Below are 15,572 nucleotides of genomic sequence, written 5' to 3'. Positions count from 1 at the left end.
TGGCTTAATGCTTCACGTCCAGCACGTCCAGCTTGCCGAACTTGCGCAGCTCGTACTCCTTGGTCATCAGAAAAATCAGGGGCGTGACCAGCAGAATGTGGGTTGAGGAAGTGAACACCCCACCAATCATGGGCAGCACGATGGGCAGCATCACATCCGAGCCCGTGCCCGTGGCCCACAGCACCGGCACCAGTCCGAACAGGGCCACCGAAACGGTCATCAGCTTAGGCCGCAAACGCTTGGCCGCCCCGTGAAACACGGCATCCCGCAGGTCCTGCTTGGTAATCGTCTCGCTGGAATTGCCCTTGGCGGCCACCAGCTGCTGCATGGCGTCGTTGAGGTAGATGACCATGATGACGCCCGTTTCCACGGCCAGCCCGAACAGGGCGATGAAGCCCACAGCCACGGCCACCGAGAGGTGTACGCCGTAGAAATACACCATGTAGGCCCCGCCAATCAGGGCGAAGGGAATGGTGACCAGACTCAGCAGCGCCTCCCGTACCGAGTGAAAGGCGAAGTACAGGCAGCCAAATATGACCAAAAGCACGATGGGTAGGATAAAGAGCAGCGTGCGTTGCGAGCTAATCAGGTTTTCGTACTGCCCGCTCCACTCTAGGTAGTAGCCAGCCGGCAGCTTGCCCTGCAGGCTCTGCACCCGCTGCATGGCCTCTTTCACGGTGCCGCCCAGGTCCCGGTCGCGCACGTTGAAGAGCACTGCCCCGCGCAGCTGCGCGTTCTCGGAGTTAATCATGGGCGGGCCGTTGACAAAGCGCAGCTGCGCCACCGCGGAGAGCGGTACCGGCCCGTAGGCCGTGGTTTGAATCGGGATGCGGCCCAGGGCGGCCACGCTGTTGCGGAAGTCCTCGGCCAGGCGCACGCTGATGCTGAAGCGCCGACGCCCTTCCACAGTGGTGGCCACGGGCGCCCCGCCGATGGCCGTTTCCACCACTTCGTTGACTTGGTCTACGCTCAGGCCGTAGCGGGCCAGCTGCGGGCGGTCAAGGTCAATTTGTAGGTACTTGCCGCCCGTGATAGGGTCCACGTAGAGGTCCTGCACGCCGGGTACGCCGGTGAGCGCGGCTCTTACTCGTTGCGACACCTGTTCAATGGTATCGAGCTGCTGCCCGTAGACTTTTACGCCCACATCGGTGCGCACCCCGGTGCTCAGCATGTTAATGCGGTTGATGATGGGCTGGGTCCAGCCGTTCACCACGCCGGGAATCTGCAGCTTTTCATTCAGCTCGGCAATGAGTTTAGCCTTGGTCATGCCGGGCCGCCACTCACTGCGGGGCCTGAGCTGGATGATGGTTTCTATCATGCTCAGCGGGGCATTGTCGGTGGCCGTGCTGGCCCGGCCGGCCTTGCCGAGCACCCCGGCCACTTCGGGCACCTGCTTGATAATCTTGTCCTGCACCTGCAGAATGCGCTTGACCTCCGTGTTGGACACGTCGGGCTGCGTGATGGGCATGAACAGAATCGAGCCCTCGTCGAGCGGGGGCATGAACTCGGTGCCCAGGCTCAGCAGCAGCGGGATGCTGATGGCCAGGAGCGCCAGGTTGATGGCGATAGTGGTTTTGCGCCAGGTCAGGCACCAGTTGATGAGCGGGGCGTATACCCGCTCCAGGCCCCGGTTGATGGGGTTTTGGTCCTCGGTCTTGAATTTGCCCTTCATAAAGAAGGACAGCAGCACCGGGGCCAGCGTCACGGCCAGCACGGCGTCGATGAGCAGGATAAAGGTCTTCGTGTAGGCCAGCGGGTGGAACAGCTTACCCTCCTGCCCGGTGAGCAGGAACACCGGCAGGAAGGAGGCCACGATGATGATGGTGGAGAAAAAGATGCCCCGCGAAACCTGCTGGCTGGACTTCTCGATGATGGCGAGGCGCTCGTCGTTAGTCATGGCGGACGGGTTTAGGAGTGGAAAGGGAAGGGGCAGGCACGGATGGCGCACCGGGTAGCCCACCAGCTGCCGCTTCTTCCGCCGCCTGGTGCAGGGCCAGGTTGCGGTAGGCATTCTCCGCCATCACAATGCCGTTGTCGACGATGACGCCGATGGCCAGGGCAATGCCGGTGAGGGACATGATATTGGAGGAAATACCGAAGGCGTTGAGCAGAATGAAGCTCGCAGCGATGGTAATCGGGATTTGCAGCAAGATGCTCAGGGCGCTGCGCCAGTGAAACAGGAACACCAGCACCACCAGTGACACCACGGCCATTTCCTCCAGCAGCGTGTGCTTAATGTTGGCCACCGACTCCTCAATCAGCCCGCTGCGGTCGTAGACGATGTTGAACGACACGCCCGCCGGCAGTCCCTTGGCCACTTCGGTCATCTTGGCCTTCACGCGGGTTATCACGTCGTCGGCGTTCTCGCCGTAGCGCATCACCACGATGCCGCCTACCGCCTCGCCCTCGCCGTTGTGGTCGAAGATGCCCAAGCGACTTTCGCCGGTCATCTGCACCGTGCCCAGGTCCTTGAGGCGCAGCGGCACCCCACCGGGGCGGGTGAGCACCGGCACGTTTTCCAGCGTGGCCACGTCCTGGATGTAGCCGCTGGTTTTGATGATGTAACCGATGCCGGCCTGCTCGAACTTGCGCCCGCCGGCCTCGTTGTTGTTGCTGCGCACGGCGGCGAGCACCTGCGGCAGCGTCACGTTATAGTAAGTGAGTCTGGTGGGGTCCACTGTCACCTGGTACTCGGGCTGGAAGCCGCCGAAGCTGGCCACTTCGCTCACGCCCGGCACGGTTTGCAGGCCGAACTTCACGTACCAGTCCTGCAGAGCGCGCTGCTCGCCCAGGTCGAGCTTGGGGGCGTTGAGCGTGTACCAGAGCACGTGGCCCACGCCGGTGCCGTCGGGCCCGAGGGTGGGCGTGATGCCGGCCGGCAGCAGGCGTTGCGCGTAGTTAAGCCGCTCCAGTACCCGTTCGCGGGCCCAGTAGATGTCGGTGTTGTCGGTGAAGATGACGTACACGAAGCTCATGCCGAACATGGAGGCGGCGCGCACGGCCTTCACCTGGGCCAGCCCCTGCAGGTTGGTCACCAGCGGGTAAGTCACTTGGTCTTCGATAATCTGCGGGCTGCGGCCCATCCACTCAGTGAAGACGATGACCTGGTTTTCGGACAGGTCGGGGATAGCGTCAATCTTGCTGGCCCGCACCGAAAACGCGCCCCACACGAGGAGCCCGGCGGCGACCAGCAGCACCAGCACCCGATTCCGCAGGGAAAAGGAAATGAGTTGCTCTATCATCAAGAAACAGCACTAAAGGAGAAGCGTCGGCAGGCCGAAAACCCCGGCAGGTACCAATGGACCCAAGGGCACGAACGCGGGGGCGGCCGGCCACAGGGGGCTGGACGCACCAAAGCCCCAGCGCCAACCGGCGTGGGGAACTAAGCAACCCGAAAGGCTAGACTAAAAAGGCATGTCCGCGCACGTAGGCCGGGCATTCGGGCGGCGGGGCCGCGTGGGCCAGCAAGTTGGCGGCCGGCTCATCGGCCGGGTAAGCTACTTGCGCGAGCTGCCATACCAGCCGCAGCACGGCCGGGGCCGGCACCGCGTCAGGAGCCTGCAGCTGGAAGTGGGCGGCCGAGAGTTTGACGTCCTTGAGCGCGCTGCTCACCTTCTGGTCGTGGCAGCAGCCCGAAGCCGGCTTGCCCGTATCCCGGCAGCAGCAGTGCGTGTCGCTGCCCTGGGCCACTGAAACCGCCGTCAGCTCCTGCCCGCAGAAGTGCATGCTGTAGACCAGCCCAGGGCTGGACAGCAAGTAGCTAAAGAGCAGAAACAGGCTGACGAAACGCTTCACGTGGAGAACGGGCCCAGACGGGCCAAAGGGATTTGCAAAGTACGGCAGTGGCTAACCGGAAGGTTTTACACCATTCGCGCCAAAAGGTATAACATTCGCGACACCTCGGCTAGTGCCCAATGGTGCCGGCAAGTTATCGTTGGTGGTTCACGCGGCAACTTCGGATTCAGCGTAAGCCAATTCCGGGGCGTTAGATTGGCTCACCCGCCGGACCGGGGCCATGCCCGTTTCACGCGTAGTGCTGGCGGGCCGGGTGATGGCCGGCAGCACAGGGGGATGAGCAGGCGTTTCCGCCTGCCAGCGGGCAACATCCTGTGGCGTATACTTTTTCCAGACGCCTTCCCGAAAGCAGGCTAGACAGCAGAACAGCAACCCGAATAAGACGCACAAACTCATGAATACGGCCGCAGAGAGTGCTCACCCGGAGCAGATGAGCCGTGTACCCCGCTGCTACAGAAAAAGTTGCCACCCGTTCAGCTTCCTCCCGGTAAGCCGGGGCGGGTTGTTCCCGCTACCTTTGTTTACCTGTTAAGCGGTGGGATACCTACCGGGTGCAGTAGAAGGAGAACCGGCCACTCGGACGGTTCTCCTTCGTCTATTTTGGGGCACTGCCATTCAGTTAATTGCCATGACCGCGATTGAAGAACTTCTCAGCGTCTTGTCGCTGGCGGCGTGCGCTCTGGCCCTTGCGGCTCAACGGCGCTACCTGGCCCTGCAGCGCAAGCACAAGCTGCTGCAACGGCAGTACGAGAAGGCCGAGCAGCAGTTGAGCTCGTTGTGGGCGAGCAAGAAGCCCTGAGTGCTGCGGGCTTGGTAGCTAGGTGCCTACGAGGACCCGAGAGCCACGCGTTAAGGCGAGTTTATTTAACTTTTTCGGGGTGCTGATTCAGCCAGGCCTGGACCTGGTCGATTTCTCGCTGCTGGTCCTGCAGTACGAGGTAGGCTATTTGCTGGAGGTGCTCATCCCGGCCCAGCTCCAGTTCAGCACGGGCTAGTGTAATAGAGTTTTGGTGATGCGTAATAAGCAGCGCGGCAAAGTCGCGGTCAACGCTGCCCGTGCCGGCATCTTCCTCCTTTGGGCTGCTACGCGCGTGGAGGGAGTCTGAGCCGGACTTCAGTCGGGCAATGAAGCGGTGGGCGGCGGGGTGCAAGCCGCTCGTGGCTGCGTCCAGCAACCGGCTGAATCGTTCGCTTTGCATGGTATGCTCCGGAAAAGAGGGCGGCAGCGCCCGCAGGCTCATGATGGCTGAGTCTAAGCGGAGGATAAGTTGCTGGTGGTCGTGGTTGAGGTTCTCTGCCTCAGCACGCAAGGCCGGGTCCTGCCCTTTGTTCAGCTCCAGGGCCGACATGGCCACCGCGGCCCGGTGGTTTTCCCGCAGCAGCAAGGCAAAGTACAGGTCGAGGTTGTCGGTCAGCGGCAAGGCCCGGGAGCGTTGCGCCATGGTATGCAGGGCAGCCATCATGGTCGGCGGCAGCTCACTTATTCCGGTCCCGTTGGTTTCGTCAGCCGACCCGTGGCAACTGCTTGTCAGCAGGGCAAGGGCCGGTAGCGCGCGCGAATGCGCGGACTGGCAGGGATAACCAGTGGCCCATGGATGGACCGCTCATACCGCAGTCGTGCTGACGATGTGACTACGGGCCTCGGGCTCGCCCTGCTGCGTTTCGTGCTGCACGTAGTATTCCAGCAAGGTGCCGGGCGCAAAGGTGTCGGTGTCGAGGAAGGGCGAGCGGGCGTTGACGGCCACCCGCTGCCAGGTGGAGGCCTCGCCCCCGACGCGGCGAAAGACGTGGGCGACTTCCAGCAGCTCCTTCGAGAAAGCCAGGTGGCGGCCGGTAGGCTCCAGGGTCAGGTCAATTTTGGCGGTGTGCATGCGTAGCGTATTCGAAAAGGGTGGGTTAGGCGACCATGCCCAGAATCAGAAACAGGAGAAAGCCCACGAAAAAGGCCAGCGTGAGCAGCGGCGTTTCGGTTTCCTCGTGCGCTTCGGTCAGGAGCTCCTCGGTGACCAGAAACAGAAGCGCGGCCAAGCCAAAGGAAAGCACGATTTCCAGCATATTGCCGGTGGCCCCGCGCAGCACCGTGGTGCCGATGCCCGCCCCGACCAGCAACATGAGCGAAGTGCCGGCCACAATAGCGACGGCCCGGCCCTTGCCGTGGCCGTCCTGCCGCAACTCAATGGCCGTGGCCAGGCCCAGCGACAGCAGCTCGATGGTGAGGGCAATGGCCAGCAGGGTGCCTTCCTTCGCGCCCGCCGCAAAGCCAATGCCCAGCAGCAGCCCGTCGATGAGGATATCAATGCCGATGGCCACCAGCAGGCCCCAAGGTAGGGAGGCCGCGCCGGGCAGCGCCGTAGTACGAGCGCCAGCCGCTGGCTCATTGCCAGCATCTACGGGCTCCTCTTTCTTTTCGAGACGCTGAGTGAAGTAGCGCAAGCCCAGCATGGTGGCCACGCCCAGCCCAAAGCCCAGGGCCACTTCGTAGGGCGCATGGTGCTGCACAATATCGGGCAGCAGCTCGACGGCCACGACCGAGAAGATGACACCCGCCGCGAAATGCAGAATGGCGCTGCGCAGCTTCGGGCCAGGGGCTCGCCACACGGCCAGAGCCGCGCCGGCAATCATGACCACGGCCGGCAGCAGCGAGAAGCCCAGCATGGTGGACCAGGGCGGCGTGACGGCGGTGGGAATAGTAAGCAGCATAGAAGCAGCAGGTAAAAGTGTTAATGGATAGAGGTTGCCGCGTGGGTCTTGAGCCAGCGCTGATACTGCTTGATTTCGGCTTGCTCGTCGCGCACAATCTGCTGCGCGGCGTTTCTCACTTCCGCGTCCTTGCCATAGGCCAGCTCGGTTTGGGCCAGGGCCACCCCTGTTTGGTGATGCACCTGCATAATCGTGGCAAAATCAGCATCAAGGGTGCCAGGCAGGGGCGGCGGCTGGCGGAGGGGAGCCAGCGCGGCCGTGATGCGGCGCACAAACGGGTCCCTGTCGTTGCCCGGCCGGTACTCCTGGCCGGCCGGCGGCTGCCGGGTGAGGGCCAGCGTCAGCACGTGGTTGTCGCGCTCATGCCCCTTGAGCACGTGCTGAGCCAAGGCGCGCAGGGTAGAGTCCTGGCCTTGCGCCACTTCCACCGCCGCCAGTCGCTGGGCCCCGCCGTGGTGCACGCTCATCAGGCGGGCAAAGTCCTCGTCCCAGCACCCGAGGCGGCGCACCGTATCGAGCTGCTGCGCGAGTAGCCGCAAGGTGTCGCCCAGGGCTGGGGGCGCGGCCACGGGAGCGGGTTTGGGCTTCGCGCCAGCGTGCACTTCCTGCTCGTGCTCATCGGTGTCATGCCGGGAGCTGCAGCCGCTGATGGCCCCGCTACCCACGAGCAGCAGGACCAGAAAAAAGGGTGGGAACGTCATGTTTCGTGCTTCAATGAGTGCCTGACAATCTATGTTTTGGCGCTTGCTGCTTTGCTGGTGAAGTCCATGCGCTGAATGCGCACGGCGTTGAGGATGGCCAGCAGGGCTACCCCCACATCGGCAAAAACGGCTTCCCACATGGTGGCCACACCGCCGGCCCCCAGCGCCAGCACGATTCCCTTCACGATAAAGGCGAGCCAGATGTTCTGCCACACCACGTTGTGGGTGGCGCGGGCAATGCGCCGGGCGGTGGCAATCTTGCTGGGGTGGTCGGTCTGAATGACCACGTCGGCGGTTTCAATGGTGGCATCCGAGCCCAGCCCACCCATGGCAATGCCCACGTCGGCCAGGGCTACCACCGGGGCATCGTTCACCCCGTCGCCCACGAAGGCCAGCTTACGGCCCTCGGTGAGGTATTGCTGCACGTACCTGGCTTTGTCTTCGGGCAGCAGCCCGCCGTGGGCTTCGGTGATGCCCAGCTCTTTGGCCACCCGCTGCACGATGCTGTCCTTGTCGCCGGAAAGCATAACCACCTTACTGATGCCATCGGCTTTCAGCTCCTGCACGGCGCGGGCCGCGTCCTCTTTCGGGGCGTCGGCCACGGTGAGGTAGCCGGCGTATTGACCGTCCACGGCTGCCACCACGATGCTGTCCACCACTTGGTCGACCTCGGGCGGGTAGGCCACGGTGAACTTGACCAGCAGCTTGGTGTTGCCCGCCAGCACGTCGCGGCCGTCCACCTTGCCGCGCAGGCCGTGGCCGGCGATTTCTTCCACGTTATCGACGGAAACGCCCGCCGCAGCCGCCCCGACGTGGGCCACCACCGCCTTGGCGATGGGGTGCGTCGATTTGGTTTCCAGCGCCCCCACCAGGCGCAACAGCTGCTCGGGGGTGGTGCCGGCCGCCGGCTGCACCTGCTGCACGGCAAACACGCCTTGGGTGAGCGTGCCGGTCTTGTCCATCACTACGGTATCAATTTCGCGCAGCACGTCCAGGAAGTTGGAGCCCTTGAACAGGATGCCGGCTTTGGAAGCCGCGCCAATGCCGCCGAAGTAGCCCAGCGGAATGCTGATAACCAGCGCACAGGGGCAGGAAATGACCAGAAACACCAGCGCCCGGTACAGCCAGTCGCGGAACACGTAGTCGCTCACCACGAAGTAGGGCACCACGATAAGCAGCACGGCCAGCCCCACGACGATGGGCGTGTAGATTTTGGCAAACTTGGTGATGAACTGCTGGGTCTTGGCCTTGCGGCCCACGGCGTCCTGCACCATGGCTAGGATTTTCGAGAGCTTGGTGTCCTGGAAAGCCGCCGTCACGGTCACCTGAATCAGGGATTCCAGGTTAATCATGCCGGCCAGCACGGCCTCGCCCGGCTGCTTGGTTTGCGGGGCCGACTCGCCGGTGAGCGCGGCCGTGTTGAAGTTGGCCGCCGTGGTGTTCAGCGTGCCGTCGAGGGCTACTTTCTCGCCGGGCTTTACTTCCATTACGTCGCCCACCTGCACCGCTTTGGGGTCGAGCACCATGCTTTGCCCGTTGCGCACCACCGTCACTTCGGTGGCCTGAATTTCGAGCAGGGCCTTGATGCTGCGCTTGGCGCGGTTCACAGCCGCGTCCTGAAACAACTCGCCCACGGTGTAGAATAGCATCACGGCCACGCCCTCCGGGTACTCACCAATGGCAAAGGCCCCGATGGTGGCGATGCTCATCAGCAGAAACTCGTTGAAGATGTTGCCGCTGGGAATGCTGAGCACGGCGGCTTTGACGACCTTCCAGCCCACCAGCACGAAGGCCAGCCCGTACCAGGCCAGGCGCACGTAGCCGCTGAAAAAGCCGACTTTATAGTAGTCCAGCGCGATGCCGGCCAGCAGCAGCGCAAAGCTGATGCCCGGCACCAGGTAGGGGTTTGGTTCCGCCGGGCCGTGGTCGTGCCCGTCGTCGTCGAGGTCCAGCTCACCGGGGTCGTGGTCATGGCCGGCGTGGTTCTCCTCGTCGGCGTGGTCGTGGCCCGGCACGTCGTGGCCCTGGGGCGCGGCGGCGGCTTCGGGCGTGAGCTGGTCGCGGCTGAGTGCGCCCACGTTCTCGGGCTGCACCTGCTTGGCGGTGTTCAGCTCCTCGCTGAGTTGGTCGGATGATGGGTCAGGCATAAAAGTCAGTCAGAATGTTAATAAGAAAACTACCGGTTCAGGCACGGGGCCAGAACAGGATGATGCCAATGCCCACGAAGCAGACTACCCCGCCGATGACATCGAAGCGGTCGGGCCGGAAGCCGTCGAAGTACCAGGCCCACGCGATGGACATGACAATGAAAATGCCGCCGTACACGGCGTAGGTTTTGCCAAACGAGGTGGGCTGCCAGGTCGCTATCCAGCCGTAGAGCATGAGCAATACCGCCCCCACGACCCCCATCCAGCCGGGGCGGTCCGATTTGAGCCACTGCCACATGAGGTAGCCGCCCCCGATTTCGCAGAGGCCGGCGAGGAAGAAAATCAGCAGCGGTTTGAGCAGGTGGAGCATGGGCGTTTGGGCAAAAGCAGCTTATTCTTCCTCCTCGGCGTTTTTGAGCTTGCCCAGCAGGGCGTAAGCGCCCTCTACGACAAAGCGCAGCGGTTTACCCTGTTCGGCCGTCGGCAGGTGGAATTCGGTGTAGCCGTCTTCGCTCACGCCCCGCGTCACGGGCACGAGGCGGTAGGTGGCCCGGCCGGCCGCGGCGGCCGAATCGGCGGCCACGAATACGTAGGATTGGGCCCCGTACTGCACCACCGCTTTTTCGGGCAGTGTGGGCACGGTCACGCGGTTGGTTTCGATGACGGCCCGCACGAAGGTGCCCGGCAGCAGTTGCTCATCCTCGCGGTCCAGGTGGGCGTGCACGCGCACGGTGCGCTCGTCGCTGATGGTTTTGCTGATGAGGTACACATGGGCCGTGCGCTCGCGGCTGAGCGAGTCGTTGCCCAGCGAAAAGCGCACGAGCTGATTTTCCTTCACCTGCGGAATGTCCTTTTCAAACACCGTCAGCTCGACGTGCAGGTGCTCGGGGTTCACAATTTCAAACAGCACGTCGGTAGGGGTCACGCTCTGACCGATGCTCACGTTCACGGCCTTCACGAAGCCGCCCTTGGGCGCGCGCAGCGTGGCCGTGCTCACGATGGCCCCGCCGATGGGCAGGCCGGCCAGGCGCAGGCGGGCGGCCTGGGCATTGGTTTTCACTTGCAGGGCCTCGTATTCGGCCTGGGCGCGCTGAAAGTTCTTCTGAGGCGCGACCTCCTGCCGGTACAACTCGCCCTGCCGCTCGTACTCGGCGCGGGCCAGCTTGAGCTGGCTGCGGGTTTCGAGGTAGTCCTGCTGGAGCTGCACGAAATCGGGGTTGCGGATGACGGCCAGCACCTGGCCGGCGCGCACCCGCGAGCCCTGCAGCAGGTCGGTCCGGTCCACGAAGCCGCCGAGCGGGGCGCTGACCGATACCAGGTTTTCGGGCGGCACGTCGAGCACGCCGTTCACTTTCAGCCCCCGCTCATGGGGCGCTGGGTGAGCGAGCCCAGGCGCACGCCGCCCACCTGCTGCTCCGCAGCGGTGAGCGTGACGCGGTCGGCGGGGCCTTTTTCGGCTGCTTCCCCGCCGGGAGCGGCGGCCGTTTCTTCTTTGTCCGTGGGGGCTTCCTGGGAGCCGCAGCCGCTTAGCAGGCCGAGCAGCACCAGGGAGAGGGGGATATAGCGCATGATGATTCTGAAGTTGAAGGGAGAGGGCGTGGCGCGGCGGGGTCCGGGCTACTGGCTACCCAGGAGGTATTCCAGCTCGATAATGGTCTGGTTGTGTTGCAGCAGCGCGTCGAGGTAGTCGAGGCGCAGGCGGCGGGTGCGCTCCAGGTTGAGCAGGTATTCGGAGTAGCCGGTTTCGCCGGCCTTGTAGGCGATGGTGGACAGGCGGGTGATAATCGTGGCCTGCGGCAGAGCGGTGCTTTCGAAGTAGGCCAGGCGCTGCTGCTGCTCGCTGCGCCGCAGCAGCAGCTCATCGAGCTGGCCGGCCAGCTCAGCCCGGTAGCGCTCGTAGCCGGCCTGGGCCACCTGCTCCTGCAGGCGGGCTGCCTGTACCCGCGCTTTCTGGGGCCGCCGCCACAGCGGCACGGCCACCCCGGCCTGCACGCCCTGAAAGCGAGCGCCGCCGCCAAAGTAGCGTTCGGTGCCGGCCGCGTCGAGGCGCTGGTAGCCGATGATGCTCTGGTTGAAGTAGCCCACGGTGAACTCGGGCAGCCCGGCCGCCTGCGCCACCCGGGTTTCGGCGCGGCGCTCGGCCACCTGCTGGGCCAGCACCCGCGCCTGCGGGTTGGTGCGCTGCAGCAGCGTATCGGCCCGGGCCGGGGCCGTGGTGTCGGCCAGCTGGGCGGCCCCCAGCAGCGCGAGCGGCCGGAGCACGCTGTCGGCCAGGGCGACGGCGGCCGGCACTTGCAGCAGCGCCTGCAGTTGGCGCTGGGCCACCCGGAAGTCGATGCGGGCCGCCCGCAGCTGGGTGCGGACTTCGCCCTGCTGCACCAGGGCCGTGGCGGGTTCGAGCCGGGCCGCCTCGCCGGTCTTGAAGCGCAGGTTGGCCGAGCGCAGAAATTCCGAGTAGAGGCTGTCCTGGCCCCGCAGCACCCGCAGGCGGTGGCGGGCGTGCACGGCCTGCTCGTAGCTCAGGCGTACCTGCCGGCGCAGCTCGGCCTGCACCTGTTGTAGCTGTGCCTGCTGGCCGGCAATGCGGGAGTCGGCCAGGCCGGCGGCGCTGCGGTACACGCCGGGCAGGGCCAGCGACTGGGTGAGGGTAAACTGGTTGTCGCGGTTCAGGGAGTTGTACTGCCCGTAGCTGCCGGTGAGCGTGGTGCGGCCGAAGTCGTAGGCCGTGCGGCGAATGGCCTGCTGGGCTTCGAGGGCGCGCTGGCCGGCCAGTACGGTGCCGTTGGTTTGCAGGGCCTGGCTCACGGCCTGCGCGGCGGTGAGCGGACCCTGCGCCCGGCCCGGCAGGGGCAGGCCGAGCAGCAACAGAAGCAGCACCGGGGCCACGGGCAGGCTTTTCGCGGGGGCAGCCAGGGTAGCGGTGGGCTGCGGTTCCTCAGGGGGGCCGCCGGCTTTCACGCGTTCGGACAGGGCGTAGAGCACCGGCAGCACCAGTAGCGTGAGCAGCGTGGCCGACACCAGCCCGCCAATAACCACAGTGGCCAGCGGGCGCTGCACTTCGGCTCCGGCCGAGGTGGCGAGGGCCATGGGCAGGAAGCCGAGCGAAGCCACGGTGGCCGTCATCAGCACCGGGCGCAGGCGCACTTCGGTGCCGCGCAGAATGCGCTCCATTAGGTCGTTTACCCCTTCGGCCTTGAGCTGGTTGAAGTAGCCGATGAGCACGATGCCATTAAGCACGGCCACCCCGAACAGAGCAATAAAGCCTACCCCTGCCGAGATGCTGAACGGCATCCCGCGCAGCCACAGGGCCGCGATGCCCCCGATGGCCGAGAGCGGAATGGCCGTAAAAATCATCACCGACTGCTTGAAGGAGCGGAAGGTGAAAAATAGCAGCACGAAGATGAGCACCAGCGCCACCGGCACGGCCACGCTCAGGCGGTCAGTGGCCTGGCGCAGGTTCTCGAACTGGCCGCCGTAGGTGGTGTAGTAGCCGGGGGCGAACTTGAGCTGGCGGTCTATTTTGCCCTGCAGCTCCTCGACCACGGTTTCCACGTCGCGGCCCCGCACGTTGAAGGCCACGCTGATGCGCCGCTTAGCGTCGTCGCGCTGAATCTGGTTGGGTCCTTCGCGCAGCTCAACAGTGGCCACCTGCTCCAGGGGCACCTGCCGGCCGTTGGGGGCGGCGATGAACAGGCGGCGCACGCTGTTGATATCCTTGCGCAAATCCTGGCGCAGGCGTAGCACCAAATCAAACCGACGCTCCTGCTCGAACACCTGACCCGCGGTTTCGCCGGCGAAGGCCGTTTGCACGGTGCGGTTCACGTCCGAGACGTTGAGCCCGAACTGGGCGAGGCGGTTGCGGTCGAGCGCCACCACAATCTGGGGCAGGCCCGTTACCTGCTCCACGTACACGTCTTCGGCCCCCTTCACCTGGCGCACGAGCCGCCCGGCCTGCTGGGCGTAGTCGGCCAGCTGCTGGAGGTCCTCCCCGTAAATCTTGAGCACCACGTCCTGCTTGGCCCCCGAAATCAGCTCGTTAAAGCGCATCTGGATGGGCTGCTGGAAGCCGAACGTGACGCCCGGCATCACGCTCAGCGCCTTCGCCATCTTATCGGCCAGCTCCTCGCGGTTAGGGGCGGAGGTCCATTCCTTCTGGTCCTTGAGAATGACCATCACATCGGCCGCTTCCACCGGCATGGGGTCGGTGGGAATCTCGCCGGCCCCGATTTTGGCGACTACTTCCTTGACCTCGGGAAACTGCTTTTTGAGAATGCCGCCGGCCTTTTGGGCCTGCTCGATGGTGTAGCTCAGCGAGGAACCGGTCAGCACCCGCATCTCCACCGCAAAGTCCCCTTCGGTCAGGGTCGGGATGAACTCGCCGCCCAGGGTGCGAAACAGGAAAAAGCCGCCCACCAGCAGGCCCGCCGCCGTGAGCAGCACCGCTGCCTGGTGGCGTAGCGCCCCCTTGAGCAGCGGGTGATAGAGGCGGGTGTAGAAGGCCATCATCCGGTCGGAAAAGGTCTTGTTGTTTTCCGTCGACCGGCTCAGAGCCAGCGCCGACATCATCGGCACGTAAGTCAGAGACAGGATAAAAGCCCCGAGAATGGCGAAGGCCACGGTTTCGGCCATGGGCCGGAACATCTTGCCCTCGATGCCGGCCAGGGCCAGCAGCGGCAGGTACACGATGAGAATGATGATTTCCCCGAAGGCGGCCGAGGAGCGGATTTTGCTGGCCGCGTGGTAGGTTTCCTCGTTCATCTGTTCGGTGCTGAGGCGGTTGCCTGGCACCTGCAGCTGCCCGCCGTGCAGGCGGTGAATGATGGCCTCGACGATGATGACGGCCCCGTCCACAATCAGCCCGAAGTCGATGGCCCCGAGGCTCATCAGATTGCCCGACACGCCGAACAGGCGCATCATGCTTACGGCAAAGAGCATGGCCAGCGGAATAACCGAGGCCACGACCAGCCCGGCCCTCCAGTTGCCCAGAAACAGCACCAGCACGAACACCACAATCAGGGCCCCTTCCAGCAGGTTTTTGCTTACGGTGTGGATGGCGCGGTCCACCAGGTTGGAGCGGTCGAGGAAGGGCTCCACGCTCACGCCCTCGGGCAGGGTTTTGCGGATGGTGGCCATCCGCTTCTGCACGTCCTGAATGACTTCGGCCGCGTTGGCCCCTTTGAGCATGAGCACCAGCCCGCCGGTGACTTCGCCCTGGTCGTTGAGGGTCATGGCCCCGTAGCGCACGGCCGCGCCGTAGCGCACCTCGGCCACGTCGCGCACCAGCACGGGCAGGCCGGTGCTCGTGCTGCGGATGACGATGTTGCCGATGTCGGCGGGCGAGGTGGCCAGGCCCTCGGTGCGGATAAAGGCGGCCGTGGGGTTCTGGTCGAGGTAGGCTCCGCCGGCGTTCTGGTTGTTGCTGGCTACGGCCTGGTACACCTCGTTGACGGTCACACCCAGCGAGCGCAGCCGCTCGGGGTCCAGAGCCACTTCGTACTGCTTGAGCAGCCCGCCGAAGCTGCTCACGTCGGCCACGCCGGGCGTGCCCAGCAGCTGCCGGCGCACTATCCAGTCCTGAATGGTGCGCAGCTCGGTTGCGTTGTACTTCTTTTCGTAGCCGGGCTTGGCGCGCACCAGGTACTGGTAAACCTCGCCCAGGCCGGTGCTGAGCGGGGCCAGCTCGGGGCGGCCCGTGCCGGCCGGAATCTGGCTTTCGGCCTCCTGCAGCCGCTGCGAGACTTGCGTGCGGGCCCAGTAAATGTCGGTCTGGTCCTCGAATACGACGGTGACCACCGAAAGGCCAAACCGCGAGAAGGAACGCACCTCGACCTGCCCGGGAATGGTGGCCATGGCCTGCTCCACCGGAAAGGACACCAGCCGCTCAATCTCCTGGGCGGCCAGGGAGGGGGCCACCGTGTAGACCACGACCTGGTTGCTGGTAATATCGGGCAGCGCGTCAATCGGCAGCCGACTGAGCGAGTAGCCGCCCCAGGCCACCAGGGCCAGGGTCAGCAGCCCGATGATGAGCTTGTTGTGAATGGAAAAATGAATCAGCCGGTCGAACATCCGCTGGTTGGGGGTTTGGTCTAACGCTTCCGTGAAACCCTGCGGCCCGCTGGCTCCGGCACGGGTGGCGGGAGCACAAGGGGCATAACCGATTCAGCGCCAAGCGCCAAATTGCCCGTCACGCACCGAGACGGGCCACCCGGAGGGGGTGGTCAGCAGGAAA

Annotated in this window: 13 protein-coding genes; 1 reads left to right on the top strand and 12 read right to left on the bottom strand. The window is 64.6% G+C overall.

Annotated elements, in window-relative coordinates:
* Positions 1-4: 4 nt before the first annotated feature.
* The 3 genes from PK28_RS21190 to PK28_RS18255 form a co-directional block, all read right to left on the bottom strand.
* Positions 5-1,897: an efflux RND transporter permease subunit gene (locus tag PK28_RS21190; protein WP_044518304.1), complete on the bottom strand. Its 1,893-nt coding sequence runs from the start codon at positions 1,895-1,897 to the stop codon at positions 5-7.
* Positions 1,890-3,242 (bottom strand): efflux RND transporter permease subunit, encoded by a 1,353-nt coding sequence (locus PK28_RS21185; RefSeq protein WP_044518300.1) that lies wholly within the window; start codon positions 3,240-3,242, stop codon positions 1,890-1,892. The genes PK28_RS21190 and PK28_RS21185 overlap by 8 nt, the downstream gene beginning before the upstream one ends.
* A gap of 157 nt (positions 3,243-3,399) precedes the next feature.
* Entirely contained in the window at positions 3,400-3,795 is a 396-nt protein-coding gene (locus PK28_RS18255) for an HYC_CC_PP family protein (protein WP_044518298.1), read from the bottom strand.
* A gap of 628 nt (positions 3,796-4,423) precedes the next feature.
* Here PK28_RS18255 and PK28_RS20645 point away from each other — a divergent pair.
* Positions 4,424-4,594: a hypothetical protein gene (locus tag PK28_RS20645; protein ID WP_156126580.1), complete on the top strand. Its 171-nt coding sequence runs from the start codon at positions 4,424-4,426 to the stop codon at positions 4,592-4,594.
* Between the two features lie 61 nt (positions 4,595-4,655).
* On the opposite strand, the gene PK28_RS19410 is transcribed toward PK28_RS20645, so the two are convergent.
* The 9 genes from PK28_RS19410 to PK28_RS18210 form a co-directional block, all read right to left on the bottom strand.
* Positions 4,656-5,258, bottom strand: a complete 603-nt coding sequence (locus PK28_RS19410; RefSeq protein WP_048826618.1) for a DUF305 domain-containing protein — start codon at positions 5,256-5,258, stop codon at positions 4,656-4,658.
* Between the two features lie 141 nt (positions 5,259-5,399).
* Entirely contained in the window at positions 5,400-5,666 is a 267-nt protein-coding gene (locus PK28_RS18240) for a hypothetical protein (protein ID WP_044518293.1), read from the bottom strand.
* A gap of 25 nt (positions 5,667-5,691) precedes the next feature.
* Positions 5,692-6,495, bottom strand: a complete 804-nt coding sequence (locus tag PK28_RS18235) for a ZIP family metal transporter (protein WP_231576271.1) — start codon at positions 6,493-6,495, stop codon at positions 5,692-5,694.
* A gap of 20 nt (positions 6,496-6,515) precedes the next feature.
* A complete protein-coding gene (locus PK28_RS18230) occupies positions 6,516-7,196 on the bottom strand; it encodes a DUF305 domain-containing protein (RefSeq protein ID WP_044518291.1) in 681 nt (226 codons plus the stop codon).
* Between the two features lie 29 nt (positions 7,197-7,225).
* Positions 7,226-9,343, bottom strand: a complete 2,118-nt coding sequence (locus tag PK28_RS18225; protein ID WP_044518289.1) for a heavy metal translocating P-type ATPase — start codon at positions 9,341-9,343, stop codon at positions 7,226-7,228.
* Between the two features lie 37 nt (positions 9,344-9,380).
* A complete protein-coding gene (locus PK28_RS18220; protein ID WP_044518288.1) occupies positions 9,381-9,713 on the bottom strand; it encodes a YnfA family protein in 333 nt (110 codons plus the stop codon).
* Between the two features lie 21 nt (positions 9,714-9,734).
* Entirely contained in the window at positions 9,735-10,694 is a 960-nt protein-coding gene (locus PK28_RS18215; RefSeq protein WP_048826617.1) for an efflux RND transporter periplasmic adaptor subunit, read from the bottom strand.
* 2 nt (positions 10,695-10,696) lie between these two features.
* Positions 10,697-10,912: a hypothetical protein gene (locus PK28_RS20815; protein WP_048826616.1), complete on the bottom strand. Its 216-nt coding sequence runs from the start codon at positions 10,910-10,912 to the stop codon at positions 10,697-10,699.
* Between the two features lie 48 nt (positions 10,913-10,960).
* A complete protein-coding gene (locus PK28_RS18210; RefSeq protein WP_044518286.1) occupies positions 10,961-15,409 on the bottom strand; it encodes a CusA/CzcA family heavy metal efflux RND transporter in 4,449 nt (1,482 codons plus the stop codon).
* Positions 15,410-15,572 lie beyond the last annotated feature (163 nt).

Origin of the sequence: Hymenobacter sp. DG25B (assembly GCF_000801315.1) — a bacterium.
Lineage (GTDB): Bacteria > Bacteroidota > Bacteroidia > Cytophagales > Hymenobacteraceae > Hymenobacter.
The sequence above is the reverse complement of the archived record's forward strand: the minus strand, read 5'-3'. Positions and strand labels throughout refer to the sequence as shown.